Origin of the sequence: Pseudomonas sp. HT11, assembly GCF_044875395.1 — a bacterium.
Taxonomy (GTDB): Bacteria; Pseudomonadota; Gammaproteobacteria; order Pseudomonadales; family Pseudomonadaceae; genus Aquipseudomonas.
The window spans coordinates 5,424,816-5,450,141 of sequence record NZ_CP173217.1; the positions used below are offsets into that span (position 1 = coordinate 5,424,816).

Sequence of the window (25,326 nt, forward strand, 5' to 3'; positions counted from 1 at the left end):
CGTGCCTAAACTCCAAACTGCGCGGGTTGGACTAATAACTGGCCCCTAGGGCGCTGCAACGCGCCTGAACCCTTGTCCATTGGTTTGCACACAAAGAGAACAAAGCTATGAAACGGATCCTTCTTGGTACTCTCTTCACCGTCGTCTCCCTCAATGCAATGGCAGAAGCACCAGGTGGCCCGAACTGCGGTTGGGGCAACATGTTGTTTGAAGGCCAGCGCGGTACTCCAGCTCACTTCCTCGCTTCCACCACCAACGGCACCTCGGGTAACGCCACTTTCGGCATGACCTCGGGCACCAACGGTTGCAGCACCAACAGCGCCCTGACCTACGGCGGCAAGTCCTGGATTGCCATGAATGGCATGATGAACGAGCTGTCCGAAGACATGGCCAAAGGCAACGGCGAAGCGCTGACCACCTACGCGGTGGTACTGGGCGTTGCACCGGAAGATCGCGATCACTTCGCGGCCGTGACCCACGAGCACTTCCAGCAGATCTTCAGCAAAGCTGACGTGACCGCCGATGACGTGCACAACAACACCCTGGCTGTACTGAAAAGCGATGCCCGCCTGGCAAAATACGCTACCCAGGCTTAAGCTCGACCCGCCCGCGCCTTTCGAGGCGCGGGTTTTATTTTGGACCCGCCTCCCCTTTGGGTCTCACTATTTCCGACTTAAGTTGCCCCTATGCTCAAACGCTTTGCCTGGTTGGCACTCTTCGCCTGCGTCCCGCTGTATGCGGCCCCGCATATTGATGATCAACGTTTGCAGCAATTGGCCAACGATCCGTTCTGGCTGTCTCTGGGCCATTACGAAGCCGGCAAGCTCAAGGGCTGGCGCAGCTATGTCAGCGACAAAAAATTCTTCCTCGCCCCTGATGGCGCGCACCACCCGGACCAGGAACTCAAGGCGACCGTAGAGGCGCTGTACGCCCCGGCCAGCCTCGGCGAAAAACACGCCCAATGTGTTTACCCCGCACGTACGCGCTGGCTCAAGGAACAGTTGCAGCTGACCGACTTGCCCACCCTGGAGTGCAAAGAATTCACCCAGTGGTTCAAGGACGTCGCGCCCCACAGCGCGGTGATGATCTTCCCGGCGGCCTACCTCAACAGCCCGTCGTCGATGTTCGGCCACACGTTGCTGCGCATCGACCAGGCTGACGTGCAAAGAGACAAGACCGCGCTGCTCAGCTACGCGATCAACTTCGGCGCCTACATCGAAGGCTCCGACAACAGCATTCTCTACGCCTGGAAAGGCCTGATGGGCGGCTATCCGGGCCTGTTTGCATTGGTGCCCTACCAGGAAAAGCTCTCGGAGTACCGTAGCCTCGAGAACCGCGACCTGTGGGAATACCGCCTGAACCTCACCCAGGTCGAGACCGAACGCATGGTCCGGCACGTGTGGGAGCTCAAGCAGATCCAGTTCGACTACTTCTTTTTCGACGAAAACTGCTCCTACCGCCTGCTGGAGCTGCTGCAAGTGGCGCGCCCAAGCCTGCGCCTGACCGAGCAATTCCCGCTGACGGCGATCCCCACCGACACCGTCAAGGCGGTGAAAGAGGCTGGCGTGGTGGAGAAGATCGACTATCGGCCGTCCCGTGAACGCGAACTGCTTGAACGTGCCAAGCCGCTGGACAGTGATGAGCAGCAATGGGTATTGAGCATCAGCGACGACCAGAAGCAACTGCAGGAGCCCGCCTTCAAGGCGCTGCCCCGCGACCGCCAGGCGCTGATCATCGACGCTGCCTATCGCTTGGGTCGCTACCGCGCCAATGGTCTTGAGCGCGACACCGAACGCTCGCAACGCAGCTTCGAACTGCTGCGCGCGATCAACCAGAACCCGGCGCCAGACCTGAATATCGAACGCCCCGGCCTGCCGGAAGACGGCCATGAGTCGCGCACCTGGCAGGCCGGCATCGGCACCCGTGGCAGCAAGACCTTCGGCGAATACGGCCTGCGCATGGCCTACCACGACCTCAACGACAACGCCGAAGGCTTCCCGTTGGGCGCGCAGATTGAAATCCTGCAGATGAAACTGCGCCAGTACGAAGGCAACCACTGGCAACTGCAGCAACTGGACCTGGCCACCATCCGCTCCCTGACCCCACGCAACGCCCTGTTGCAGCCGTGGTCATGGCAAGTGACTGGCGGCCTGGAGCGCGTGCCAGGCAAACACGACGACGAGACCCTCGTGGCCCACGTCAACGGCGGCGCCGGCGGCACCTGGCAACTCACCGACGACATGCTCGGCTTCGCCCTCGGCACCGTGCGCGTGGAACACAACAACGACTTCAGCGAAGCCATCTCCCCGGCTGCCGGATTCAACACCGGCGTGCTGTGGAAAAACCCGCTGGGCAATTTGAGCCTGGAAGCCAAAGGGGATTTCTTCACCAATGGCGAAGTGCGGCGCAGTGTCAGCCTGAACCAGCAGTGGGAATTGTCGCGCAACCTGGGCCTGCGCCTGAGCGCCCAGCGCGAGTACAGCCACTTGTCCACGCCAGTGAATGAAGTGCTGCTCGAAGTGAAGTGGTATCACTACTGACCTGTGAGACCGGGCGAAGACCTGATGTGGGAGCGGGCTTGCCCGCGATGGCGGTGTATCAGTAACAACCAGGCTAACTGCCCCACCGCCATCGCAGGCAAGCCAGCTCCCACACTGGTTTTGTACCTGGCCTGAACCCCTTGCCCGCCGCAGCTCAAATGTGGGAGCGGGCTTGCCCGCGATAGCGGTGTATCAGTAACAACCATACTGACTGCCCCACCGCCATCGCAGGCAAGCCAGCTCCCACACTGGTTTTGTGCCTGACCTGAATCCCTTGCCCGCCGCAGCTCAAATGTGGGAGCGGGCTTGCCCGCGAAAGCGGTGTATCAGTAACAACCAGCCTGACTGACCCACCGCCATCGCAGGCAAGCCAGCTCCCACACGGGCTTTGTGCCAGACCTGAATCCCTTGCCCGCCGCAGTTCAAATGTGGGAGCGGGCTTGCCCGCGATGGCGGTGTATCAGTAACAACCATACTGACTGCCCACCGCCATCGCAGGCAAGCCAGCTCCCACACCGGTTTTGTGCCTGACCTGAATCCCTTGCCCGCCGCAGCTCAAATGTGGGAGCGGGCTTGCCCGCGATGGCGCTCGGTCAGGCGATGATGTATTGAATGAACCACCGCATTCGCGAGCAAGCCAGCTCCCACATTTGGCCCGCGTGCATTCAGGCACATCGCATTGCCCACCCCATCAGGAGTTTCATCAACATGGCCGTTAACTGCACCACCCTCGAAGAAGTCCGCGCAAACATCGACCGCCTCGACCAACACATCGTCACGCTGCTGGCCGAGCGCGGCCACTACGTCTCCCAGGCAGCGCGCTTCAAAAAAGACGCCGATGGCGTCAAGGCGCCGCAACGGGTTGAACAGGTAATCGCCAAAGTGCGGGGTTTATCCGAGGCGGTGGGTGCCAACCCCGAGGTCACTGAGCAGGTGTATCGCGCGATGATTGCGGCGTTTATCCAGCAGGAATTGGCCGAGCATGCCGCGCTGACGACCAACCAAGCGACATAACCCCCTCTGTGGCGAGCGGGCTTGCCCCGCGTTGGGCTGCGCAGCAGCCCCAAGTCTGTCGTCGGGGAGTATCAGATACTCCGCGTTCCTGTTTATTAGGGCGACTGCGCAGCCCAACGCGGGGCAAGCCTGCTCGCCACATAGGCCGGTTCAGCACCTGTGGCGGTGTCAGGCTTTAGGTGGCGGGTGTTATCGCTTGGGTCAGGTCGTCCACGACGGCTTTGCCCATCTCGCACAGCTAATGCGCGGTCCAGGCATATTGTTCGCCGCGTCGTAATGGCCCTTTAACCCAACACCTTTCTCACCTCTCTTTCACACCGGCCCGACAAATCCCTGACTAGACTCACCCTATCAGCCGTGAAACGGTCAGGGAGTACGCCATGTGGCGGTCTGCTGTAATGCTGTGCGCAGTAGTGTGGTTGTCAGGTTGCCAATCAACCCACCAGGATTTGCTGGCCAAAGGTTATCCACCGGCTTTTGCCGATGGCTTTGATGACGGTTGCAGCAGCGGTCGCCAGGCCGCCGGTGTGATCAGCGGGGAGTTTCGCAAGAACGTGCCGCGGTATCTGAAAGACCGCCAGTACGCCGAAGGCTGGGAAGACGGCTTTCGCCAGTGCAAGGCCATGCGCGAGAACGAAGAGTTGCGCGACTACAAGGACAACCACTGGGATGACCGCGAACGGGACTGGCAGCAGGAAAAAGACCGTGACGCCGCCAAGGCTTATCGCGCGCAGTAGGTCGCTTTCAGACATCCATCGAAACTAAAGCGCGGCGAACATGGCCCAAACTCCATTGAAGGAGATTGTCATGAGCCGAGCTTTTGTTAACGAAGACAACGCTGCCGCCCAGGCCGACCAACCGGTAGAGCGCCAGGTCAGTGAGCAACCCAACCACCTCACCGCGCAAGGGTTGGCGCAATTGCAGGCCAAGGTCGCGCAGTTGCAGCACGAATACAGCCTCGAGTCTGCCAAGGACGACAAACAGCGCCAGGCAGATCTTGAGCGGGACCTGCGCTACTTCAACCAGCGGGTGCAAAGCGCCCAAGTGGTGGCGCCGGCGACGTCCACCCACAAGGTGCAGATCGGCAGCTGGGTCACCTTTGCCAACGAACAGGACGAACACCAGCGCATTCAGTTGGTGGGTGAAGACCAGGCCGACGCCGCCGCCAATCTGATCAACTGGGGTTCGCCTCTGGGCCGCGCATTATTGGGCGCCGAGGTGGGCGACGAGGTGCTGTGGAAGCGCCCCGTCGGTGATCAAGTGATCGAAGTGCTGCGCGTCGAGCCCGAGGTTTAGACGATGCCTTGGGCCAGCATCGCGTCAGCGACTTTTACGAAGCCTGCGATATTTGCACCTTTCACGTAGTTGACCCGGCCGTTTTCTTCGCCGTAGTGCACGCAGGCGTGGTGGATCGACTGCATGATGTTGTGCAACTTGCTGTCGACCTCGCCTGCGGTCCACAGCAGGCGCATGGCGTTCTGCGACATTTCCAGGCCGCTGACGGCCACTCCGCCGGCATTGGAGGCTTTGCCCGGGGCGAACAGAATGCCGGCTTCGATAAAGATATCCACCGCCGCAAGCGTGGTCGGCATGTTGGCACCTTCTGCGACGCACAGGCAGCCGTTGCGCAATAGGGTGCGCGCCGCGTCGGCGTCGAGTTCGTTTTGGGTCGCGCATGGCAGGGCAATGTCGCAGGCCAGTTCCCAGGGCGTTTTACCGGCGCGAAATTCCAGTCCGTAACGGGTAGCCAGTTCGCTGATGCGCCCGCGCTGCACGTTTTTCAGCTCCAGCAGGGCCGACCATTGCGCCTCGGTCAACCCGCTTTCGGCGTACAGGGTGCCTTCGGAGTCAGACAAAGAAATCACCTTGCCGCCCAGGTCCATAACCTTGCGCGCCGCGTACTGCGCGACGTTGCCGGAACCAGAGATCGCCACGCGCTTGCCTTCAACCCGCTGACCGTCGCGCTTGAGCATTGCTTCGGCGAAATACACGCAGCCAAAGCCGGTAGCCTCGGGGCGGATCAGGCTGCCGCCGTACGTCATGCCTTTGCCGGTCAGCACCGAGGTGAACTGGTTGCTGAGACGTTTGTACTGGCCAAACAGGAAGCCGATTTCGCGCGCGCCCACGCCGATATCGCCGGCCGGCACATCCACGTCGGCACCGATGTGGCGGTACAGCTCGCTCATGAACGCCTGGCAGAAACGCATCACTTCGGCGTCGCTCTTGCCCTTGGGGTCGAAGTCCGAGCCGCCTTTGCCGCCGCCCATGGGCAGCGAGGTCAGGGAGTTTTTGAACGTCTGCTCGAAGGCGAGGAATTTCAGTACGCCCAGGTTCACCGACGGGTGAAAGCGCAAGCCGCCTTTGTAGGGGCCGATGGCGCTGTTCATCTGGATACGAAAGCCGCGATTGACCTGGACCTTGCCGTGATCATCCACCCAGGACACCCGGAAGGTGATCGCACGCTCCGGCTCGCAGATGCGCTCCAGAATGCCCGAGGTCAGGTAGTGGGGGTTGGCTTCAAGAAACGGCCACAAGCTGCGCAGGACTTCTTCCACGGCTTGGTGGAATTCTGGCTGGTCGGGGTCGCGTTTTTTGAGGCGGGCAAGGAAGGACTCAACGGATTCGATCATGAAAAAGTCTCGGCAAATTGATTGTTTTTAAAGGAGATTGAGCCGGACCTTAGCAATTCATGTTGCACCTGAAAAGCGCAAAATGTCGCCTTTGTGAATTTAAATGGTGCATTGGATATAAATAACTGGGCTTTTTGCACCAGAAAAGGGATTTCAAATTAGAGAATGCACCAGCAGTTAAACCGCTATCGCAGGCAAGCCAGTTCCCACATTTGATCGGGTTTCCAATTTGAAATGCGGTCAAAGGTGGGAGCTGGCTTGCCTGCGATAGATCCACCTCGGGCACCTGAATCACACGCAAAAAAAACGGAGCCCGAAGGCTCCGTTTTTTGCAACCAACCCAAATCAGGCCAGTTTTTTGTGGCGCACACGGTGCGGCTGGGCAGCAGCTTCGCCCAAGCGCTTTTTACGGTCCGCTTCGTACTCGGTGTAGTTACCTTCGAAGAACACCGCTTGGGAGTCGTCTTCGTACGCCAGGATGTGGGTCGCGACGCGGTCAAGGAACCACCGATCGTGAGAGATCACAATGGCGGCGCCCGGGAAGTCCAGCAGGGCTTCTTCCAGCGAACGCAGGGTTTCAACGTCGAGGTCGTTTGACGGTTCGTCGAGCAGCAACACGTTGCCGCCTTCTTTCAAGGTCAAGGCCAGGTGCAAGCGGCCGCGCTCACCACCGGACAGGTCCTTGACGAACTTCTGCTGGTCGCCGCCCTTGAAGTTGAAACGGCCGACGTAGGTGCGCGACGGGATTTCATAGTTGCCAATGCGGATCTGGTCGGAACCGTCGGAGATTTGCTGGAACACAGTCTTGCTGCCATCCAGGTCTTCGCGGCTCTGGTCGACGCAGGCCAGCTGCACGGTTTCGCCGACTTCGATGGTGCCCGAATCCGGGGTTTCCTTGCCCATCAGCATGCGGAACAGGGTGGATTTACCCGCACCGTTACCGCCGATAACGCCGACGATCGCGCCTTTTGGCATGGAGAACGACAGGTTGTCGATCAACACGCGGTCGCCGTAGCCTTTGGTGACGTTCTTGAACTCGATGACCTTGTCACCCAGGCGCGGGCCGGCCGGGATGTAGATCTCGTTGGTTTCGCTGCGCTTCTGGAATTCCTGCGATTGCATTTCTTCAAAGCGTTGCAGACGAGCCTTGGATTTGGACTGGCGGGCCTTGGCGCCTTTGCGCACCCACTCCAGTTCTTCCTTCATGGCTTTTTCGTGGGCCGATTGCTGCTTGGATTCGGCGGCCAGACGGTCGGACTTGGCTTCCAGCCAACCGGAGTAGTTGCCCTCGTAAGGGATACCGGCGCCACGGTCGAGTTCCAGAATCCAGCCGGCGACGTTGTCCAGGAAGTACCGGTCGTGCGTGATCGCAACCACGGTGCCCGGGAAGTCGTGAAGGAAATGTTCCAGCCAGGCGACGGAATCGGCGTCCAAGTGGTTGGTCGGTTCGTCGAGCAGCAGCATGTCGGGGGCCGACAGCAGCAAGCGGCACAGGGCCACGCGACGCTTTTCACCACCGGAGAGGAATTCGACCTTGGCGTCCCACGCCGGCAGGCGCAGCGCATCGGCGGCGACTTCCAGCTGGCGCTCCAGGTTGTGACCGTCACCGGCCTGCAGGATGGCTTCGAGCTTGGCCTGTTCGGCGGCCAGTTTGTCGAAGTCGGCATCCGGTTCGGCGTAGGCGGCGTAGACCTCATCCAGACGCGCCTGGGCGTCCTTGATCACGCTGACGGCCTCTTCGACCACTTCGCGCACGGTCTTGGTCGGGTCCAGGATCGGCTCTTGCGGCAGGTAGCCGATGTTCAGCTCGGGCATCGGGCGGGCTTCGCCTTCGAACTCGGTGTCGACGCCGGCCATGATTTTCAGCAGCGTGGACTTACCCGAACCGTTGAGGCCGAGCACGCCGATCTTGGCGCCAGGGAAGAAGGACAGCGAAATGTTTTTCAGGATTTCCCGCTTCGGCGGAACAACTTTTCCCAGCCGATGCATGGTGAAGACGTATTGAGCCATGGTGAACCTAGCGTCAGTGACTGATGAATTGAGCGGGCGAAGCCCGTGCAGGCCATGCGCCGCGCGGGCCGTTGACGGTGGTCAATGCCTTCGTGCGCAAAAAGCCTGAATGTCTGGGGCTGGAACGCCCCCGCGTAACCGGCAAAGCTACCTGAATGCGCTTGGTCAGTCCAGCCAGGCAGGGCTGGCACTTTGCCACAAGTCAAGGCATGCTAGCCGCCCTCCGGGCGTCCGGCTTATAGTGCACGTCGCGCGCCAGTCCAGCCAAACCGCAGGATCACAGCTTGTCCAAAGTCACGCCGCCCACTCCCCTGCGCGCCGCTCATATAGCGCCGGGAGCGCCCCTGCACGGCACCCTCAAAGGCGCATTGGCGACGCTTGTCCTGCTGCTGCTCGCGTTATTGTTCTGGCAACTGCTGGACCAACTGCAGCAAAACCAGAAAAACCAACAGCAATACACCATCGACTACAGCGCCGACCTGGCTGAACAGATCAGCTTGAACATGGCCCTGAGCGCCAAAATCGCCCTGAATTTGCTGCCGATGGTCGAGCCACCGCGCAATGACGAACAGCAACAGACGCTGGTGCGCACCTTGCAACGTTCGCTGCCGGAACTGCGCAGTGTCGCCCTGCTCGCCCCCAGCGGCGCGATGATCAGCGACAGCGCCAAAGACAGCCAGGACAGCGCCTGGCTTGAAGAGCTGGTACAGCGCAGTCACTCGCAACCTTATTACCTGAGCAACAACCCCGACGGCACGATCATCTATTTATTGCTGCACCAGCCCAGCGGCGGCTCGCGGATGTATTGGGCGCTGCGCCTGGCGCCCAACTACCTGACCAACCTGACCCGCCAGGACGGCCAGGGCCAGCGCCCGATGTGGGCCATCGAGAACCGCCTCAACCACCGCGTGGTCAGCCGTGACAGCGGTATGCCGGCGCAATGGGCCTCTGCGCTGACCCCGGACGAATTGAACAAAAGCGTACTGGTCACGCCCCTGAGCAAAAGTGACTGGCAGTTGCGCGGGCTGTTCGACCGCAGCGCCGTGCTGGAGCAACTGCTGCCGGCCTTCATCGGCAAATGCCTGCTGGGCCTGGCCTTTTCGCTGATCCCGGTGATCGTGCTGCTGAACATGCGTCGTCGCCAGCGCCAGGTGCATGAGGGCCGGCGCCGCTATCAGGATATTTTCGAAGGCACCGGCGTGGCGCTTTGTGTGCTCGATCTGTCGGGCTTGAAGGCCTTTTTCGACAAAACCAACTTGCGCACCCGCGAGCAATTACAGGCCTGGCTGCACACCCACGTCGAGGAACGCCAGCAACTGCTCAAGGAGTTACGCGTCACCGAGGTCAACCAGGTGGCTGTGCGCCTGTTGAACGTCAGTTCTTGCGAGCAAGCCTGGGAGCGTCTGATCGATGACTGCCCGCGCAACGCCACGGCCATCGGCTATCAGGTTCTGGAAGCCGTACTGACCCAGCAAAAACAGCTGGAGCTGGAAATTCAGCTCAACGACCTCGCCGGCAACGACCAGTACCTGTGGCTGGTGATGCGCCTGCCCGAGCAGCAGGACGACTTCAAGGCGGTCATCCTCAGTATCAGTGACATCACCAGCCGCAAGCTGATCGAACTGTCGCTGGTGGAGCGTGAGCGTTTCTGGTCAGACGTGGTGCGCACCGTGCCGGATCACCTGTATGTGCAGGATGTGATCAGCCAGCGGATGATTTTCAGCAACCACCATTTGGGCCACACCCTCGGCTATAACAGAGCCGAACTGGCGCAAATGGGCGAGTACTTCTGGGAAATCCTGCTGCACCCCGACGATGCCCAGTATTACCACGACCTGCGCCAGCAACAACGTGAAGTCGGCTACACCACGCAGCTGCATTGCCAACTGCGCTTTCGGCACCGCAACAACCAATGGCGCCGCTTCGATATCCGCGAGCAAGCCCTGGCCCGCGACAAAACGGCGGTGGTTACGCGGATTATCGGCGTGGCCAAAGACATTACCGATCAGATTGAAGCCAGCGAGTCCCTGCGCGACAGCGAGCAGCGCTACCGCATGCTGGCCGAAAGTATCAGCGACGTGATTTGCTCCACTGACAGCCAGTTGGCCCTCAACTACATCAGCCCGTCGGTCAATGCCGTGCTGGGTTATGACGTGGATTGGGTGTTCAAGAATGGCTGGCAGTCGATCATCGCCAACCCGCAACAACTGTCCGGCATTTACAGCCTGATGGAGCAGGTCAGCCGCTCGCTGGGCGACACTGCGGCGCTGAACAAGCTGCGCGATGACGTGCAAACCCAGCTGTTCCTGTTCGACTGCCTGCGCGCCGATGGCCGCAAGGTGCCGATCGAGCTGCGCCTGGTGCTGGTGTGGGACGAACACGGCGCGTTTGAAGGCATCCTCGGCGTGGGCCGCGATATCAGCCAGCAACGCCGCGCCGAAAAAGACCTGCGCATGGCGGCCACGGTATTCGAACACTCCACTTCAGCGATCCTGATCACCGACCCGGCCGGCTATATCGTGCAGGCCAACGAGGCCTTCAGCCGGGTCAGCGGCTATGCCGTCGCGGATGTGCTCGACCAGTTGCCGAACATGCTCACCGTCGACGAACAACAGGAAGCCCACCTGCGTTATGTGCTCAAGCAACTGCACCAGCACAGCACCTGGGAAGGCGAAGTGTGGCTCAAGCGCCGCAACGGCGAGCATTACCCGGCGTGGGTCGGCATTACCGCCGTGTTCGATGATGAAGGCGACCTGGCCAGCTACGTGTGTTTCTTCAGCGACATCAGTGAGCGCAAGGCCAGCGAGCAGCGCATCCACCGCCTGGCGTATTACGACGCCCTGACCCACCTGCCCAACCGCACGCTGTTCCAGGACCGCCTGCACACGGCCCTGCAGGCAGCGGAACGGCAGAAGTCGTGGGTGGTGCTGATGTTCCTCGACCTCGACCGTTTCAAGCCGATCAACGACTCCCTGGGCCACGCCGCCGGCGACCGCATGCTCAAGGAAATGGCCACGCGCCTGCTGGGCTGCGTGGCCGAGGACGACACCGTGGCGCGCATGGGCGGCGACGAGTTCACCTTGCTCTTGCAACCACGGGTGAGCCGCGACATGGCGCTGAACCGCGCGATTCACGTGGCCGAGCAGATCCTGGCCAGCCTGGTGAGGCCGTTTGTGCTCGAAGGCCGCGAGTTCTTTGTGACCGCCAGTATCGGTATCGCCTTGAGCCCGCAGGACGGCAACGAACTGAGCCAGCTGATGAAGAACGCCGACACCGCGATGTACCACGCCAAGGAACGCGGCAAAAACAACTTCCAGTTCTATCAGGCGGACATGAACGCCAGCGCCCTGGAGCGTCTGGAGCTGGAAAGCGACCTGCGCCACGCGCTGGATCAGAACGAATTCGTGCTGTATTACCAGCCGCAGTTCAGTGGCGATGGCAAACGCTTGACCGGCGCCGAAGCCCTGCTGCGCTGGCGCCACCCGCGCCGCGGGCTGGTGCCGCCGGGTGATTTCATTCCGGTGCTGGAAGAGTTGGGACTGGTGGTGGACGTGGGCGACTGGGTGCTCAGCGAGGCCTGTCGCCAGCTCAAGACCTGGCACCAGAACAAGGTGCGGGTACCGAAAGTCTCGGTGAACATCTCGGCGCGGCAGTTCTCCGATGGCCAACTGGGCGAGCGCATCGCCTCCATTCTCAGGGACACCGGCCTGCCGCCGGCGTGCCTGGAGCTGGAGCTGACCGAAAGTATCCTGATGCGCGAAGTCAACGAAGCGATGCAGATCCTCGCCAGCCTGAAAAACCTCGGGCTGAGCATCGCGGTGGACGACTTTGGCACGGGTTATTCGTCGCTCAACTACCTCAAGCAATTCCCCATCGACGTGTTGAAGATCGACCGCACTTTTGTCGATGGCCTGCCCTCCGGCGAGCAAGACGCGCAAATCGCCCGCGCCATTATCGCCATGGCCCACAGCCTGAACCTGGCGGTAATCGCCGAGGGTGTGGAAACCCATGAGCAGCTGGACTTCCTGCGCGAGCATGGCTGCGATGAAGTGCAGGGGTATCTGTTTGGGCGGCCGATGCCGGCGAATCGGTTTGAGGCGCAGTTCAGCAACGACGCGCTGTTCATGTTCGACTGAGATCTTGCGGTGCGGCTGATGGCCTCATCGCGGGCAGGCCCGCTCCCGCATTTTGATCTGTGAACCCATTCAAGTGTGGGAGCTGGCTTGCCTGCGATAGGGCCAGCACAGTCACCGCTTATCCCCAGATGAGCCCCACTTGTCCGCGACATGATGTCCTTTCATATGCCATCTAAAACCCATTGGGTTAGAATGCCCTCCTTTTCTGCCCCCGATCCTTGAGGACCGCCATGTTCAGCCGTGATTTGACTATTGCCAAGTACGACGCCGATCTCTTTGCCGCCATGGAGCAAGAAGCCGTGCGCCAGGAAGAGCACATTGAGCTGATCGCTTCGGAAAACTACACCAGCCCCGCGGTCATGGAGGCTCAAGGTTCGGTTCTGACCAACAAGTACGCCGAAGGCTACCCAGGCAAGCGCTACTACGGTGGTTGCGAGTACGTCGACGTGGTTGAGCAGTTGGCCATTGACCGTGCCAAGGAACTGTTCGGCGCCGATTACGCCAACGTCCAGCCGCACGCCGGCTCCCAAGCCAACAGCGCCGTGTACCTGGCCCTGCTGCAAGGCGGCGATACCATCCTGGGCATGAGCCTGGCCCACGGCGGTCACCTGACCCACGGCGCCAGCGTTTCCTCCTCCGGCAAGCTGTACAACGCCGTTCAGTACGGTATCGATGCCAACGGCCTGATCGACTACGACGAAGTCGAGCGTCTGGCGGTCGAGCACAAGCCTAAAATGATCGTGGCCGGTTTCTCTGCTTACTCGCAGATCCTGGACTTCCCACGTTTCCGCGCTATCGCTGACAAAGTCGGCGCCTACCTGTTCGTTGACATGGCTCACGTAGCCGGTCTGGTCGCCGCTGGCGTCTACCCGAACCCGGTGCCTTACGCTGACGTGGTCACCACCACTACGCACAAAACCCTGCGCGGCCCACGTGGCGGCCTGATCCTGGCGCGCGCCAACGCCGAGATCGAGAAGAAGCTGAACTCCGCCGTATTCCCAGGCGCCCAAGGTGGCCCGCTGGAGCACGTCATCGCCGCCAAAGCGATCTGCTTCAAAGAAGCCCTGCAGCCTGAGTTCAAGACTTACCAGCAACAAGTGGTCAAGAACGCCAAGGCCATGGCCGGCGTGTTCATCGAACGCGGCTACGACGTGGTGTCCGGCGGTACTGAAAACCACCTGTTCCTGCTGTCGCTGATCAAGCAGGACATTTCCGGTAAAGATGCTGACGCTGCCCTGGGCAAAGCCTTCATCACCGTGAACAAAAACTCCGTGCCGAACGACCCACGTTCGCCGTTCGTCACCTCCGGCCTGCGCTTCGGCACCCCGGCTGTGACCACGCGCGGCTTCAAGGAAGCAGAGTGCAAAGAACTGGCTGGCTGGATCTGCGACATCCTGGCTGACCTGAACAACGAAGCCGTGATCGACGCGGTGCGTGAGAAGGTCAAGGCCATCTGCAAAAAGCTGCCGGTGTACGGCGCTTGATTGCAATAGCTTGAATAAAAAGCCCGGCCTTAGCGCCGGGCTTTTTTATGGCCAAATTTCAACTTGAAATGCAATCACCTGTGGGAGCTGGCTTGCCTGCGATAGCGGCCTGTCAGCGGGCACATCATTGCCTGGCCCACCGCAATCGCAGGCAAGCCAGCGCCCACAGTGGACCGTGTTTCAAGTCAGGATTGGTAGACCTTGGCAAAGCCGTCGCGGATTTTGTCTTCCGGTAACTCATCAGCAATAAACACAATCACACTTTCGCGCGCCTCGCCCTCGGCCCATTCGGTGTCCCAATCGAACCCGTAAAGCTTGAGCACGCCCTGGAACACCATGCGCCGGTCTTCGCCGGCAATGTTCAGCACGCCCTTGTAGCGCAGCAATTGCTTGCCGTGGTCTTCCAGCAGCTCGTTCATGAACTCGCTGAGGCGGTCGATATCCAGCGGCTGGTCGGTGCGCAGCACCAGACTGGAAATGCGGTCGATGGCCGGCGCCGCGCTGACCGGGCGCAGGCCCATGCCGGCGTTGAGGTTGAAGCCGCGCACATCGAGCAATTCCGCCAGGTCGATGGCGCCGTGGTCGACCACACGGATCGGCGCGCGCCGGTTGATGCGGGTCAGGCGCTGGCTGAGGGCGTCGAAGGTCGCTGCGTCCACCAGGTCGCGCTTGCTCACCAGCAGGCGGTCGGCAAAACCGATCTGGGCCTGGGCGATGGTCTGGGTCAGGTGGTGTTCGGCGTGGGCCGCGTCCACCAAGGTGATGATGCCGTCGAGGAGGTAGCGCTCGCGCAGTTCTTCGTCGATGAAAAAGGTCTGGGCCACCGGTGCCGGGTCGGCCAGGCCGGTGCACTCGATCACCAGGCGGTCGAAGGCAATCTCGCCGCTGTCCAGGCGCTCGAGCAGCAGGTACAGGGCTTTGGTCAGGTCGGTGTGGATGGTGCAGCACACGCAACCGTTGGACAGGGTCATGACTTGCACAGGTTCTGCGCCCAGCAGCTGGGTGTCGATACCGGCGTCACTGAATTCGTTTTCGATCACGGCGATTTTCAAGCCGTGCTCGGCCTTGAGCAGGTGGCGCAGCAAGGTGGTTTTGCCGGCGCCGAGAAAGCCGCTGAGGATGGTGACGGGGATGGGAGAGGACAAAAAAATTCTCCTTTTCAGATGAAATGACTGAAGGAACACAAAACAAATGTGGGAGCTGGCTTGCCTGCGATGCAGACCACTCGGTTTTTCAATCAGACCGAGGTGATGCTATCGCAGGCAAGCCAGCTCCCACATAACGCCCTGCGTTCACAGGGCAATTGCGCTAACCCAAAAGGCAGGTCAGCAGCACTTGGGCCCACCCTTGCCCCCGTAACGGGCTTCCTGGCGCTCCCGGAAGAACGCCTTGTAGTCCATCACCGGTTTGTCCGGGTGTTTGGTTTGCATATGCTCGACGTAGGTGTCGTAGTCGGGCATGCCGACCATCAGGCGCGCGGCCTGACCGAGGTATTTACCGAGGCGACTGATGTCATTGAACATGGTTGCAATCCTCGATTACGCGTCCGGAACCGCCTGGAACGGGGCTTCTTTATCCGTACGTTCTTTGTTGCCCCAGGCGGCGACGCCGACCTTGAGCGCATAGAACAGGATGCTGAACACCACGAACAGGAACAGCGCCGTGAGCGTTGCGTTGGTGTAGGCGTTCCAGATCACGTGTTGCATCTGGTCGATGTTCTTGGCCGGCGCCAGGATCTGGCCACCAGCCAGGGCATCGCTGTACTTCTTGGCCAGCGACAGGAAGCCAATCGCAGGGTTCGCGTCGAACAACTTGATGAAGCCCGCCGTGGTGGTGCAGATCAGCAGCCAGACCGCCGGCAGCATGGTCACCCAGATGTAGCGCTGGCGTTTCATTTTGATCAGCACGACCGTGGCGAGCATCAGCGCGATCCCGGCCAGCATCTGGTTGGAGATACCGAACAGCGGCCACAAGGTGTTGATGCCGCCCAATGGGTCGATCACGCCTTGGTACAGCAGGTAACCCCACATTGCCACGCAACCTGCGGTTGCAATCAGGTTGGCGGTCCAGGATTCGGTGCGCTTGAGCGACGGCACGAAGGAGCCGAGCAAGTCCTGAAGCATGAAGCGACCGGCACGGGTACCGGCGTCAACCGCCGTCAGGATGAACAGCGCTTCGAACAGGATCGCAAAGTGGTACCAGAACGCCATGGTGTTTTCACCCGGCAACACACTGTGCAGGATCTGCGCGATACCCACCGCGAGGGTCGGCGCACCGCCGGCACGTGCCAGGATGGTAGTTTCGCCGATGTCATGGGCCACTGCTTGCAGCGCTTCCGGCGTAATCGCAAAACCCCAGCTGCTGACGGTTTGTGCCACGGCCATCACATCACCGCCAACCACGGCGGCCGGGCTGTTCATGGCGAAGTACACGCCAGGCTCGATCACCGACGCGGCAACCATTGCCATGATGGCCACGAACGATTCCATCAGCATCGCGCCGTAACCGATGTAACGGGCGTTGACTTCGTTATCCAACAGCTTGGGCGTGGTGCCCGAGGAAATCAGCGCGTGGAAACCCGAAACCGCGCCACACGCGATGGTGATGAACAGGAACGGGAACAGGCCGCCCTTCCACACCGGACCGGTGCCGTCGATGAATTGGGTCAAGGCCGGCATTTTCAGCTCTGGCATGGTGACGAGGATGCCGATCGCCAGGGCGATGATGGTGCCGATTTTGAGGAAGGTGGAGAGGTAGTCACGTGGCGCCAGGATCAGCCACACCGGCAGTACTGCGGCAACGAAGCCGTAGCCGATCAGCATCCAGGTGATTTGGATCCCGGTGAAGGAGAACGCCTTGGCCCATACCGGGTCAGCGGCAATCTGCCCGCCCAGCCAGATCGAACCGAGCAGCAACAGCACGCCGATCACCGAGATTTCACCAATGCGGCCCGGGCGGATGTAGCGCATGTACACGCCCATGAACATCGCAATCGGGATGGTCGCCATTACGGTGAAGATGCCCCATGGGCTTTCGGCCAGGGCCTTGACCACGATCAGCGCCAGCACCGCGAGGATGATGATCATGATCAGGAAGCAGCCAAACAGCGCGATGGTCCCCGGGATGCGGCCCATCTCTTCGCGAACCATGTCGCCAAGGGAACGGCCATTGCGACGGGTGGACAGGAACAGGACCATGAAGTCTTGCACTGCACCGGCCAGCACTACGCCAGCAATCAGCCACAGGGTGCCGGGCAGGTAGCCCATTTGCGCCGCCAGTACCGGGCCGACCAGCGGGCCTGCACCGGCAATCGCCGCAAAGTGGTGGCCAAAAAGGATGTGTTTGTTGGTCGGCACATAGTCCAGACCGTCATTGTTGAGCACTGCGGGGGTGGCCCGCCGTGGATCGAGTTGCATCACGTTGTTAGCGATGAACAGGCTGTAGTAACGATACGCAACCAGGTAGATGGCCACAGCAGCGACCACAATCCACAAGGCGTTGATCGCCTCGCCGCGGCGCAAGGCCACTACGCCAAGGGCGCACGCTCCTACGATTGCCAGCACCAGCCAGGGTAGGTGGCGTAGCAGGCTATTATTATTTTTCATTTTTATATTCCAGCCAGGGTGGACAGAAAGGACAGCGAATCCGAGTTTAGCGCTGTTGGCTTTAAAGACCACCCCCCTACATTGGTCTAGAGCCTTGCACGGGCAAAAAAAGCACAAATAAAAGCTAGATGATGGCGCAGGGCTACAATCCTTCTATCCACAGAGGATTTGAGCATGAACGAACAGTCGTCCGATCGACGCCATTTTCGGCGTATCGCCTTCGATGCACGAACCACCATTGCGCAGAACGGCTGGAATTGGCCGGTGCAATTGGTGGACGTGTCGCTCAAAGGTTTGCTGGTGCAACGCCCGGATGACTGGCAGGGCAATCGCACGGAGTCGTTCGACGTGGACATCCGCCTTGACCCGCAGGCGCATATAAAGATGCAGGTGAAGCTGGCCCATGACGACCACGGGCAATTGGGGTTTGTGTGCGAACACATTGACCTGGACTCGATCAGCCACCTGCGGCGGTTGATTGAGCTGAATGTGGGCGATCAGGAAGAACTGGAGCGTGAGCTGGGCGCATTGTTAGAGATTTGAAAACCCATCTGTGAGCCTTTCAAGGTTCGATCCACAGTTCAGCTGATTAAACAGGCATTACCCAACGTTGACTTAGAAGTGCATTTCCATGATGACAGAGGTTTGGCAATGGCCAATACACTGGCATCCATCGAAGCAGGCGCTACCTTTGTGTCGTGCACCGTGAATGGCATCGGCGAACGCTGCGGTATCACTGAGACATGTCTACTGATTACAAATCTTCATTTCAATTCAATATTGTGCAGCGGCAAAAGCCAAAAGGTATTAAAACTCAGTAGTCTTGTTTCAAAAGCGATGGGCGACACCTTTGATCGCCGTCGTCCGATCATTGGTGAATATAGCTTTGTGCACACCGCAAAACTGCATCTAACCGCTAATAGCAGGGACCGCAATTGCTACCATTGGGTAGACCCCCTCTATTTGAACGAATAACAATTAATGCACGTCATCAGGAATGCAGGTCTTTCAATATGATTGAGCATGAGTGGCTGATAGGCGCAGGGTTAGTCGTACTGGGTTTTATGACGGGTTTTATCGGCACCAATACCGGCGGCAGTGTATTTCTAACAGTGCCGGTGATGATCTGGCTCGGAATATCCCCACAGGCGTCGATAGCGACAGCCCGCCTGGCTTCGGTAGGGACGATGTTTGCCGGATTAAGACACTTTCATAACAATGGAAAAGTGGATTACAGGTTAGCGGCCCCCGCCGCCGCACTTGGGTTGGCTGGCGCCTTGGTCGGTGCAAGTTTACTCGTGCAAATAGATCCGGCGCTGCTGCATAAAATCATTGGCGGCCTGACGCTGCTACTGGTGAGGCTTTCACTCATCAGGAAGCCCCACTCGCCGAAGACGGCCCCCTCTTCGCTTAGACGCTTTTGCGGCTATATCCTGTTTATTCCCGTCGGCATGATTGGCGGCCTGTTCGGCGGGCAGGCCAAGCTATCAACTTATTTGTATATTATATTTTTTAAAAAAACGATCAGTGAGTCAATTGGCACGCGTAAGGTGGGAGGCCTCATCCTCTCAGTCGGCTCGTTAATAATATTCGGTGTCAGCGGAATCATTAATTGGCAGTACGGGTGTTGCCTGATCATAGGCACGCTATTTGGCGCCAATGCGGGCGCCAAGTTTGCTCTACACAAAGGCGATAAGTGGATGGAAAGCGCTTTCAACGTAGTCGTGATTGCCTTGGCGTTGAAAATGATCTTTTGGTAGTGACTCTCTCACGCAAAAGCGACAGTCAGGGAAACGCGGCACTCGGGGGGAAGTCGCTTTCCGTGTCCCAATAACCCGCCTTCTGACGCGACACGGCCTGCCATTGCCCATCGATAAAACGATAGGTCGTGTAGCGGGTTGCGAAATCATCGTCGCCATCACCGTCCATAAAGGACGAGACCTGCAGTAACTCATCCGTACCGCCGGCGGCTGGCGTGGCGATCTGCCAGGCGGCTTTGCCGGTCTGGGCCAGGGTCAGCGGCTCGACCTTAGCGTCGGCGCCCTTGTAATTCAGCGGCGTGAGTTGCTGCCGGCTCGGCAGCAGCAGGTGCGTCGCGGGGCCGCTGTAGCTGCCCATCGGCGCGGTTTGATCGATGGTCAAAAAATACACAGGTTCCGGCAGCCCATTGATGGGGGCCTTCTCCACCTGGGCCAAGGGGTAGCCGAGTTCTTCGCTTGCCAGCACTTCTCCGGACGCCGACAGCAAGCGCAGTCGGGCGTTGAGCAGCGGGTGTTCAACCAGATCACCGGGCTCGTCAAACGACTCCTCATCCAGGCCATTGCCCCAGCTGTCTTTGTGCAACTGGGCGCTGATGCGCTGGTCTTCCAGTACCTGCAATACGCTGGCGTCTTGCGTTGCCAACGTCTGGGCCGATCGGTAACCGACCGGCAGCTTGGCCGGCTCGGCCAAAGCGCCCATCGGCAACCCTACCAAGGCCATGAACAGGGCAGCGGCTGCCCAGCGGTTCGAGTTGTGCATTGCACTCATCCCTGACTGATCCATGAATTATTCGAACAGTGCATCCAGCGCCTGCTCCAGGCGGGTTACACCGATCACCTTCAACCCTGCCGGCATTTCCTTGGGCGCGTTGCCCTTGGGCACAATCGCGCGCTTGAAGCCGTGCTTGGCCGCCTCCTTCAGACGCTCCTGGCCGCTCGGCACCGGGCGTACTTCACCCGACAGGCCGACCTCACCAAACACCAGCAAATCATGCGGCAACGGTTTATTGCGCAGGCTGGACATCACCGCCGCCATCAACGCCAGGTCGGAGGCGGTTTCCAGCACCTTCACCCCACCGACCACGTTGAGAAACACGTCCTGGTCGTGGGTGGGAATGCCGCCGTGACGGTGCAGCACCGCCAGCAGCATCGCCAGGCGATTCTGGTCCAGGCCAAGGGTCACGCGGCGCGGGTTGGCCAAATGGCTGTCATCCACCAGCGCCTGCACCTCCACCAACATCGGGCGGGTGCCTTCCCACGTTGCCATCACCACGCTGCCTGGGACTTCTTCTTGTGCGCGTGTGAGAAAAATCGCCGAGGGGTTGGAGACTTCTTTAAGCCCACGGTCGGTCATGGCAAACACGCCCAGTTCGTTCACCGCGCCGAAGCGGTTCTTCACCGCTCGCAGCAAGCGCAAACGGCCATCGGATTCACCCTCGAAATACAGCACGGTGTCGACCATGTGTTCGAGTACCCGCGGACCGGCCAGCGCACCTTCTTTGGTCACATGGCCGACCAGGAAGATCGCCGTGCCGCTCTGCTTGGCATAACGCACCAGCAGCGCCGCGCTTTCGCGCACCTGGGACACGCCGCCCGGCGCCGATTGCAGCTGTTCGGTGAAAATCGTCTGGATCGAGTCGATCACCATGACCTTGGGCTTTTCGATGCGCGCCGTGGCGATGATGCTTTCGATGCAGGTTTCGGTCATCACCCGCAGTTGGTCCTGGGGCAAGCCCAGGCGGCGGGCGCGCATCGCCACTTGCTGCTGGGATTCTTCGCCGGTGACGTACAGGGCCGGCATGCGGCTGGCGATGCTGCACAGGGTTTGCAGCAGGATGGTCGATTTGCCGATACCCGGGTCGCCGCCGATCAGCACCACCGAGCCGTCCACCAGGCCGCCGCCAAGCACGCGGTCGAGCTCACCGGACGCGGTGGAGAAACGCGGGATTTCTTCGACGCTGACTTCGGCCAGGGTCTTGATCTGCGCCTGTTGCCCGGTCCAGCCGGCACGGCCGGTGGGCGCTGCGGCGCCGCCGCTTTCGATCATGGTTTCCGTCAGGGTGTTCCACGCGCCGCACTCGGTGCATTGGCCGGCCCACTTGGGAAAGGTCGCGCCGCACTCCGTGCAGCCGTACATGCGCTTGGCCTTTGCCATTTGAGAACCTCCAACCGAAAAACCGCGATGATAGCTCAGCGCGGCGCCGGGGTCCGGATTTCACCACTGGCCAATCGTGAAGCGCTGTTGCCGATGGGGTCTTCAGCGTTGAGGTCGGCGCCTTTGGCCTTGAGTTCATCGAGCAGTTCGACGCGCTTGAACAACCCGGCGTACATGGCCGCGGTCTGCCCGGCGCCGTTGCGTTGGTCGGGGTTGCAGTCGGTGGCCAGCAGGCGCTGGGCGATTTTCAGCTCGCCTTTGAAGATGGCGCCCATCAGGGCGGTATTGCCGCGTTTGTCTTGCACGCAGGCGTCGGCGCCGGCGCTGAGCAGGCGCTCCACGAACGGGCCCTGGCCGTGATAGGCGGCGAGGATCAGCGCAGTGTAGCCCTTGTCGTCCTGGGTGTTGAGGCTGTAGCCGGACTCGATGAAGGTGTTGAGCATGTCGATATCGCCACGGCGGGCGGCGTCGAAATAGTAGTCCTGCAACTGCGCCTTGAGCGCGACCGGGTCAGGCGACTCGGCATGGGCGACAAAAGCCAGCATCGCCATCAGTAAACCAATCGAAATACGCATGAGGGTGTTCTCCTGCCAGGGGTCGACGCCCGTACAGGGGCGCCGACCAGAACCAACGTCAGTCAGTGAGTTTTTCTGCCAGCGCTTTCACGCGAGCCAAATCACCCTTGGCGACCTTGGTCACGCCGGTGCCGTACTCCGGGTCGGCCTTATAGAGGAACGACAGGATGATGTGCTTGCTCTCGTCATCGGTGGTGGCCAGCGAGCCGCCAAAGTTGTCGATCAAGTCCTGACGCTCTTTCTTGTTGTACGAGCGGTACAAGTCACCGGCCTGCTTGAAGTTCTGCTCACGCTGGATCTTCGCCTGCTGGGTGCTGCCCGACAGCGCCGACTGGCTGTAGCGCGCGGTTTGCGGCTCTTCGCGCGGCAGCAGGCGGCTTGGCTGGTAGTTCACGCCGGTAGTGGTTTTGCCTGCATTCATCGCGCCGTCCTGGTTACCGTTGTTAACGGTTACCCGTGGGGCGTTGATCGGCAGTTGCAGGGCGTTCGGGCCCAGGCGGTACATCTGCGTGTCGGCGTAGGAGAACACCCGGCCTTGCAGCAGGCGGTCTTCAGAAGGCTCGATACCTGGTACCAGGTTGGCCGGCGCCATGGCCACTTGTTCGGTTTCCTGGAAGACATTCGCCGGGTTGCGGTTCAGCACCATCTGCCCGACTTTTCGTTCCGGTACGTTCGGCCAGATTTTAGTGGCGTCCAGCGGGTCGAAGTCGAACTTGGCCAAGTCCTCAGGCTTGAGCACTTGCACATACAGGTCCCACTTGGGGAAGTCACCCTTGTTGATGTGGGTAACCAAGTCATGGGTCATGTGGCTGTAGTCACGCCCTTGCACTTCGGTGACTTGCTTGGGGTCGAGGTTGTTGATGCCTTGCAGGCTCTTCCAGTGGAACTTGACGTAGTGCACTTCGCCCTTGGCATTAATCAACTTGTAGGCATGTACGCCGTTGCCGTCCATTTCCCGATAACTGGCCGGGGTGCCGGAGTCGGAGTACAACTCGGTGAGTGTACGAGTGGACTCTGGAACATGGGAGAAGAAGTCGAAACGGCGGGAATCGTCATCCAGGTTAGTGCGTGGGTCGGGTTTGAACGCATGAACCATGTCCGGGAACTTGATAGCGTCGCGGATAAAGAACGTCGGGAAGTTATTGCCGACCAGGTCCCAGTTACCTTCGGCGGTATAGAACTTGGTGGCAAAGCCGCGCGGGTCGCGCAGGGTTTCCGGGGAGTGGTTGCCGTGCACCACGGCCGAGAAGCGCACGAACACTGGCGTGGCCTCGCCTGCCGCGAACACTTTGGCCTTGGTCAGGTCGCTGAGGTCGTCAGTGACGGTGAAGGTGCCGTGGGCGCCGGTGCCACGGGCATGCACCACGCGCTCGGGAATGCGCTCACGGTCAAAGCGTTGCAGTTTTTGAATCAGTTGCACGTCTTGCAACAGCACCGGGCCATTGGCGCCGGCCGTTTGCGAGTTCTGGTTGTCGCCCACCGCCGCGCCGTTATCGCGGGTCAGGTTGGCAGCGTGTACGGAGAGTGAAAGCAGGCTGGCGCTCGCCAGTATCAGCGCGTGTCGCGCGATAACCGGGCGGCGCTTGATTGGATTCTTCATCGAGGTTTCCTCTGGTTTTTCTAGTGCACATTCAGTTGTGCTTGCCAGAGGCTAGTGACCCGCGACGCAGAAGATAAATAGAAAAACCCCACCGGGACGATTAAGAAAATACGATGGTAAGCCACTGAAATAGCGAGTATTTCGCGCGCGATTGGTGGCACTTTGCAAACTATTTGCGTTTTAATGTGTCGATAAAAACTGACAGTGTTAACGGTTGTGTCGCGCAAGCCCTCTACGACTGACTTACACTGACCTCCACCCTTCTCATCTGTAACAAGGAATAACCTATGGGCGTGATCAGTGAGTTCAAGGCCTTCGCGGTCAAAGGCAATGTGGTCGATATGGCCGTCGGTATCATCATCGGCGCCGCCTTCGGCAAAATTGTTTCCTCGTTTGTAGGCGACGTCGTGATGCCGCCTCTCGGTCTGTTGATCGGTGGTGTGGACTTCGGCGATTTGGCAATCACACTCAAGGCCGCTCAGGGCAACGTCCCCGCGGTGGTGTTGGCCTACGGCAAGTTTATCCAGAGCGTGGTCGACTTCCTGATTGTCGCGTTTGCAATATTCATGGGCGTAAAGGCGATCAACCGCCTCAAGCGTGAAGAGGCTGTGGCCCCGAGCCTGCCGCCGACGCCGACCAAGGAAGAGGTGTTGCTGGGCGAGATCCGCGATCTGCTCAAGGCACAGAACGACAAGCCGCTTTAACCGGCACGGGTTTGGCAAAAAAGGCGCCTGTTGCAGGCGCCTTTTTTATGCGCCGTATTACCAGTAATTCTCCACTGCCACCTGGCCCGGGCGCCGGCTCAGGCTCAGTTGCATGTCGCGTTGCTTGAGCAATTGGCGCGTGTCATCGACCATCTGCGGGTTGCCGCAAATCAGCACGCGGGAGTGTTCGGGGGTCAACTCGACGCCGGCCGCGCGCTCCAGTTCGCCATTCTCGATCAAGGTGGTGATGCGACCGTTCAAGGCGCCAGGGTATTGCTCGCGGGTGACGGTGGGGATGTAGACCAGCTTGTGCGCATACTCGGCCAGGTACTCACGCTCGCCCAGCGCGTGGATCAGTTCCTGATACGCAAGCTCCTTGGCCTCGCGGGCGCTGTACACCAGGACAATGCGCTCGAATTTCTCCCAGACCTCGAAGTCCTGCAGGATCGACAGGAACGGCGCCACGCCTGTGCCAGTGCCCAGCAGCCACAAATCTCGCCCGTCCACAAATCGGTTCAGCGTCAGAAAGCCTGTGGCCTGGCGCTCGACCATCAAGGTGTCGCCCACTCGCAGGCGGCTCAATTGACTGGTGAACTCGCCACCCGGAACGACAATGGAGAAGAAGTCGAGGTGCTCGTCAAACGGTGAGGACACGATTGAATAAGCGCGCCACACGGTGCTGCCATCCGCCGTGTTCACCCCCAGGCGCACGAACTGGCCGGCGGTAAACCGAAAACCCGGGTCGCGAGTGGTACGCAAGGTAAACAGGCTGGGGGTCAGCGATTGCACGTCGAGCAAGGTCTGGCGGGTAAATTTCTCAGCACTGGCCGTCATGGGGGGCTCCGTTGAACAGGTGCCCTAGTGTCCCTCAAAGCGTCGCTGGGAAACACCGGTGGTTTGTACTGGCATTTTCATTGCTCGGGCATTCGCGAATGTAACGCCAGTGAAACGCTGATGTTTTCGAGGCAATTGCACCTTCGTCGGGAATTTCATGCTCACACTAACTATTTAGCTATCGCCCCTCATCCAATAGGCCATTAGATGATGGCGTTCATAAAAACAGCCCTGAATCGGCCGTTTCCGCAACCTATTAAAATCAATAAGTTTTCTTCA

21 protein-coding genes and 1 pseudogene are annotated in these 25,326 nt (G+C 60.0%); 11 read left to right on the forward strand and 11 right to left on the reverse strand.

Annotation, left to right across the window (positions count from 1 at the left end):
• Window positions 1-107 precede the first annotated feature (107 nt).
• The 3 genes from ABWL43_RS25075 to ABWL43_RS25085 all read left to right on the forward strand — a co-directional run bounded on the left by ABWL43_RS25075 (window position 108) and on the right by ABWL43_RS25085 (window position 3,554).
• The gene (locus tag ABWL43_RS25075) at window positions 108-596 is read left to right on the forward strand and encodes a DUF3015 domain-containing protein (RefSeq protein ID WP_083356699.1); all 489 of its coding nucleotides are present in this window, start codon (window positions 108-110) and stop codon (window positions 594-596) included.
• Window positions 597-686: 90 nt separating this feature from the next.
• A complete protein-coding gene (locus ABWL43_RS25080; RefSeq protein WP_404485077.1) occupies window positions 687-2,540 on the forward strand; it encodes a DUF4105 domain-containing protein in 1,854 nt (617 codons plus the stop codon).
• Between the two features lie 708 nt (window positions 2,541-3,248).
• Window positions 3,249-3,554: a chorismate mutase gene (locus tag ABWL43_RS25085; protein ID WP_145162207.1), complete on the forward strand. Its 306-nt coding sequence runs from the start codon at window positions 3,249-3,251 to the stop codon at window positions 3,552-3,554.
• A gap of 175 nt (window positions 3,555-3,729) precedes the next feature.
• On the opposite strand, the pseudogene ABWL43_RS25090 reads toward ABWL43_RS25085, so the two are convergent.
• Window positions 3,730-3,825 (reverse strand): annotated as a pseudogene (locus tag ABWL43_RS25090) (DUF3077 domain-containing protein); the annotation flags it as partial.
• Between the two features lie 109 nt (window positions 3,826-3,934).
• Between ABWL43_RS25090 and ABWL43_RS25095 the strand changes: the two are divergent.
• Entirely contained in the window at window positions 3,935-4,291 is a 357-nt protein-coding gene (locus ABWL43_RS25095; protein WP_242200372.1) for a hypothetical protein, read from the forward strand.
• A 70-nt stretch (window positions 4,292-4,361) separates the two neighbouring features.
• Window positions 4,362-4,850 carry a GreA/GreB family elongation factor gene (locus tag ABWL43_RS25100; protein WP_369302477.1) on the forward strand — a complete coding sequence of 163 codons (489 nt, stop codon included), beginning with the start codon at window positions 4,362-4,364 and terminating at the stop codon, window positions 4,848-4,850.
• On the opposite strand, the gene gdhA is transcribed toward ABWL43_RS25100, so the two are convergent.
• Both gdhA and ettA read right to left on the reverse strand, forming a co-directional pair.
• Window positions 4,847-6,184 (reverse strand): NADP-specific glutamate dehydrogenase, encoded by a 1,338-nt coding sequence (gene gdhA / locus ABWL43_RS25105; RefSeq protein WP_369302476.1) that lies wholly within the window; start codon window positions 6,182-6,184, stop codon window positions 4,847-4,849. The two genes, ABWL43_RS25100 and gdhA, sit on opposite strands and share 4 nt — an antisense overlap.
• A 345-nt stretch (window positions 6,185-6,529) precedes the next feature.
• Window positions 6,530-8,194 carry an energy-dependent translational throttle protein EttA gene (gene ettA / locus ABWL43_RS25110; protein WP_053137900.1) on the reverse strand — a complete coding sequence of 555 codons (1,665 nt, stop codon included), beginning with the start codon at window positions 8,192-8,194 and terminating at the stop codon, window positions 6,530-6,532.
• Between the two features lie 284 nt (window positions 8,195-8,478).
• Here ettA and ABWL43_RS25115 point away from each other — a divergent pair, with 284 nt between their 5' ends.
• Entirely contained in the window at window positions 8,479-12,330 is a 3,852-nt protein-coding gene (locus ABWL43_RS25115; protein WP_404485081.1) for an EAL domain-containing protein, read from the forward strand.
• Window positions 12,331-12,560: 230 nt separating this feature from the next.
• Window positions 12,561-13,814 carry a serine hydroxymethyltransferase gene (gene glyA, locus ABWL43_RS25120; protein ID WP_145162219.1) on the forward strand — a complete coding sequence of 418 codons (1,254 nt, stop codon included), beginning with the start codon at window positions 12,561-12,563 and terminating at the stop codon, window positions 13,812-13,814.
• 185 nt (window positions 13,815-13,999) lie between these two features.
• Here the strand turns inward: glyA and yjiA are convergent, their stop codons facing one another.
• From yjiA to ABWL43_RS25135, 3 genes are all read right to left on the reverse strand, one after another.
• Window positions 14,000-14,959 (reverse strand): GTPase, encoded by a 960-nt coding sequence (yjiA, locus tag ABWL43_RS25125; RefSeq protein WP_404485084.1) that lies wholly within the window; start codon window positions 14,957-14,959, stop codon window positions 14,000-14,002.
• 180 nt (window positions 14,960-15,139) lie between these two features.
• A complete protein-coding gene (locus ABWL43_RS25130) occupies window positions 15,140-15,337 on the reverse strand; it encodes a YbdD/YjiX family protein (RefSeq protein ID WP_003194308.1) in 198 nt (65 codons plus the stop codon).
• A gap of 15 nt (window positions 15,338-15,352) precedes the next feature.
• The gene (locus tag ABWL43_RS25135) at window positions 15,353-17,419 is read right to left on the reverse strand and encodes a carbon starvation CstA family protein (protein WP_106579291.1); all 2,067 of its coding nucleotides are present in this window, start codon (window positions 17,417-17,419) and stop codon (window positions 15,353-15,355) included.
• Window positions 17,420-17,593: 174 nt separating this feature from the next.
• Here ABWL43_RS25135 and ABWL43_RS25140 point away from each other — a divergent pair, with 174 nt between their 5' ends.
• The 3 genes from ABWL43_RS25140 to ABWL43_RS25150 are packed head-to-tail and all read left to right on the forward strand — an operon-like array spanning window position 17,594 to window position 19,179.
• The gene (locus tag ABWL43_RS25140; RefSeq protein WP_404485088.1) at window positions 17,594-17,962 is read left to right on the forward strand and encodes a PilZ domain-containing protein; all 369 of its coding nucleotides are present in this window, start codon (window positions 17,594-17,596) and stop codon (window positions 17,960-17,962) included.
• Window positions 17,963-17,968: 6 nt separating this feature from the next.
• Window positions 17,969-18,394, forward strand: a complete 426-nt coding sequence (locus tag ABWL43_RS25145; protein ID WP_242200445.1) for a hypothetical protein — start codon at window positions 17,969-17,971, stop codon at window positions 18,392-18,394.
• Window positions 18,395-18,432: 38 nt separating this feature from the next.
• On the forward strand, window positions 18,433-19,179 hold the full coding sequence (locus ABWL43_RS25150; protein WP_404485091.1) for a sulfite exporter TauE/SafE family protein: 747 nt from the start codon (window positions 18,433-18,435) through the stop codon (window positions 19,177-19,179).
• 25 nt (window positions 19,180-19,204) lie between these two features.
• On the opposite strand, the gene ABWL43_RS25155 is transcribed toward ABWL43_RS25150, so the two are convergent.
• Genes ABWL43_RS25155 through katB form a run of 4 tightly spaced genes read right to left on the reverse strand, consistent with a single transcriptional unit; the run spans window position 19,205 to window position 23,509 of the window.
• Window positions 19,205-19,939 (reverse strand): hypothetical protein, encoded by a 735-nt coding sequence (locus tag ABWL43_RS25155; protein ID WP_404485093.1) that lies wholly within the window; start codon window positions 19,937-19,939, stop codon window positions 19,205-19,207.
• A gap of 27 nt (window positions 19,940-19,966) precedes the next feature.
• Complete coding sequence (gene radA, locus ABWL43_RS25160) at window positions 19,967-21,334, reverse strand: DNA repair protein RadA (RefSeq protein ID WP_017139308.1); 1,368 nt, start codon at window positions 21,332-21,334, stop codon at window positions 19,967-19,969.
• A 35-nt stretch (window positions 21,335-21,369) separates the two neighbouring features.
• Complete coding sequence (locus ABWL43_RS25165; protein WP_404485097.1) at window positions 21,370-21,909, reverse strand: ankyrin repeat domain-containing protein; 540 nt, start codon at window positions 21,907-21,909, stop codon at window positions 21,370-21,372.
• 58 nt (window positions 21,910-21,967) lie between these two features.
• On the reverse strand, window positions 21,968-23,509 hold the full coding sequence (katB, locus tag ABWL43_RS25170) for a catalase KatB (protein ID WP_242200363.1): 1,542 nt from the start codon (window positions 23,507-23,509) through the stop codon (window positions 21,968-21,970).
• Window positions 23,510-23,796: 287 nt separating this feature from the next.
• On the opposite strand from katB, the gene mscL reads away from it, so the two are divergent.
• Entirely contained in the window at window positions 23,797-24,213 is a 417-nt protein-coding gene (mscL, locus tag ABWL43_RS25175) for a large-conductance mechanosensitive channel protein MscL (RefSeq protein WP_106579295.1), read from the forward strand.
• Between the two features lie 57 nt (window positions 24,214-24,270).
• On the opposite strand, the gene ABWL43_RS25180 is transcribed toward mscL, so the two are convergent.
• Window positions 24,271-25,047 carry a ferredoxin--NADP reductase gene (locus ABWL43_RS25180; protein ID WP_404485099.1) on the reverse strand — a complete coding sequence of 259 codons (777 nt, stop codon included), beginning with the start codon at window positions 25,045-25,047 and terminating at the stop codon, window positions 24,271-24,273.
• Between the last annotated feature and the right edge of the window lie 279 nt (window positions 25,048-25,326).

What these genes read in the sequence shown, in the direction of transcription:
- ABWL43_RS25075 (WP_083356699.1), top strand. Translation starts at nt 108, where the DNA reads ATGAAACGGATCCTTCTTGGTACTCTCTTCACCGTCGTCTCCCTCAAT.
- ABWL43_RS25080 (WP_404485077.1), top strand. Translation starts at nt 687, where the DNA reads ATGCTCAAACGCTTTGCCTGGTTGGCACTCTTCGCCTGCGTCCCGCTG.
- ABWL43_RS25085 (WP_145162207.1), top strand. Translation starts at nt 3,249, where the DNA reads ATGGCCGTTAACTGCACCACCCTCGAAGAAGTCCGCGCAAACATCGAC.
- ABWL43_RS25095 (WP_242200372.1), top strand. Translation starts at nt 3,935, where the DNA reads ATGTGGCGGTCTGCTGTAATGCTGTGCGCAGTAGTGTGGTTGTCAGGT.
- ABWL43_RS25100 (WP_369302477.1), top strand. Translation starts at nt 4,362, where the DNA reads ATGAGCCGAGCTTTTGTTAACGAAGACAACGCTGCCGCCCAGGCCGAC.
- gdhA (WP_369302476.1), bottom strand. Translation starts at nt 6,184, where the DNA reads ATGATCGAATCCGTTGAGTCCTTCCTTGCCCGCCTCAAAAAACGCGAC.
- ettA (WP_053137900.1), bottom strand. Translation starts at nt 8,194, where the DNA reads ATGGCTCAATACGTCTTCACCATGCATCGGCTGGGAAAAGTTGTTCCG.
- glyA (WP_145162219.1), top strand. Translation starts at nt 12,561, where the DNA reads ATGTTCAGCCGTGATTTGACTATTGCCAAGTACGACGCCGATCTCTTT.
- ABWL43_RS25130 (WP_003194308.1), bottom strand. Translation starts at nt 15,337, where the DNA reads ATGTTCAATGACATCAGTCGCCTCGGTAAATACCTCGGTCAGGCCGCG.
- ABWL43_RS25135 (WP_106579291.1), bottom strand. Translation starts at nt 17,419, where the DNA reads ATGAAAAATAATAATAGCCTGCTACGCCACCTACCCTGGCTGGTGCTG.
- ABWL43_RS25140 (WP_404485088.1), top strand. Translation starts at nt 17,594, where the DNA reads ATGAACGAACAGTCGTCCGATCGACGCCATTTTCGGCGTATCGCCTTC.
- ABWL43_RS25150 (WP_404485091.1), top strand. Translation starts at nt 18,433, where the DNA reads ATGATTGAGCATGAGTGGCTGATAGGCGCAGGGTTAGTCGTACTGGGT.
- ABWL43_RS25155 (WP_404485093.1), bottom strand. Translation starts at nt 19,939, where the DNA reads ATGCACAACTCGAACCGCTGGGCAGCCGCTGCCCTGTTCATGGCCTTG.
- radA (WP_017139308.1), bottom strand. Translation starts at nt 21,334, where the DNA reads ATGGCAAAGGCCAAGCGCATGTACGGCTGCACGGAGTGCGGCGCGACC.
- ABWL43_RS25165 (WP_404485097.1), bottom strand. Translation starts at nt 21,909, where the DNA reads ATGCGTATTTCGATTGGTTTACTGATGGCGATGCTGGCTTTTGTCGCC.
- katB (WP_242200363.1), bottom strand. Translation starts at nt 23,509, where the DNA reads ATGAAGAATCCAATCAAGCGCCGCCCGGTTATCGCGCGACACGCGCTG.
- mscL (WP_106579295.1), top strand. Translation starts at nt 23,797, where the DNA reads ATGGGCGTGATCAGTGAGTTCAAGGCCTTCGCGGTCAAAGGCAATGTG.
- ABWL43_RS25180 (WP_404485099.1), bottom strand. Translation starts at nt 25,047, where the DNA reads ATGACGGCCAGTGCTGAGAAATTTACCCGCCAGACCTTGCTCGACGTG.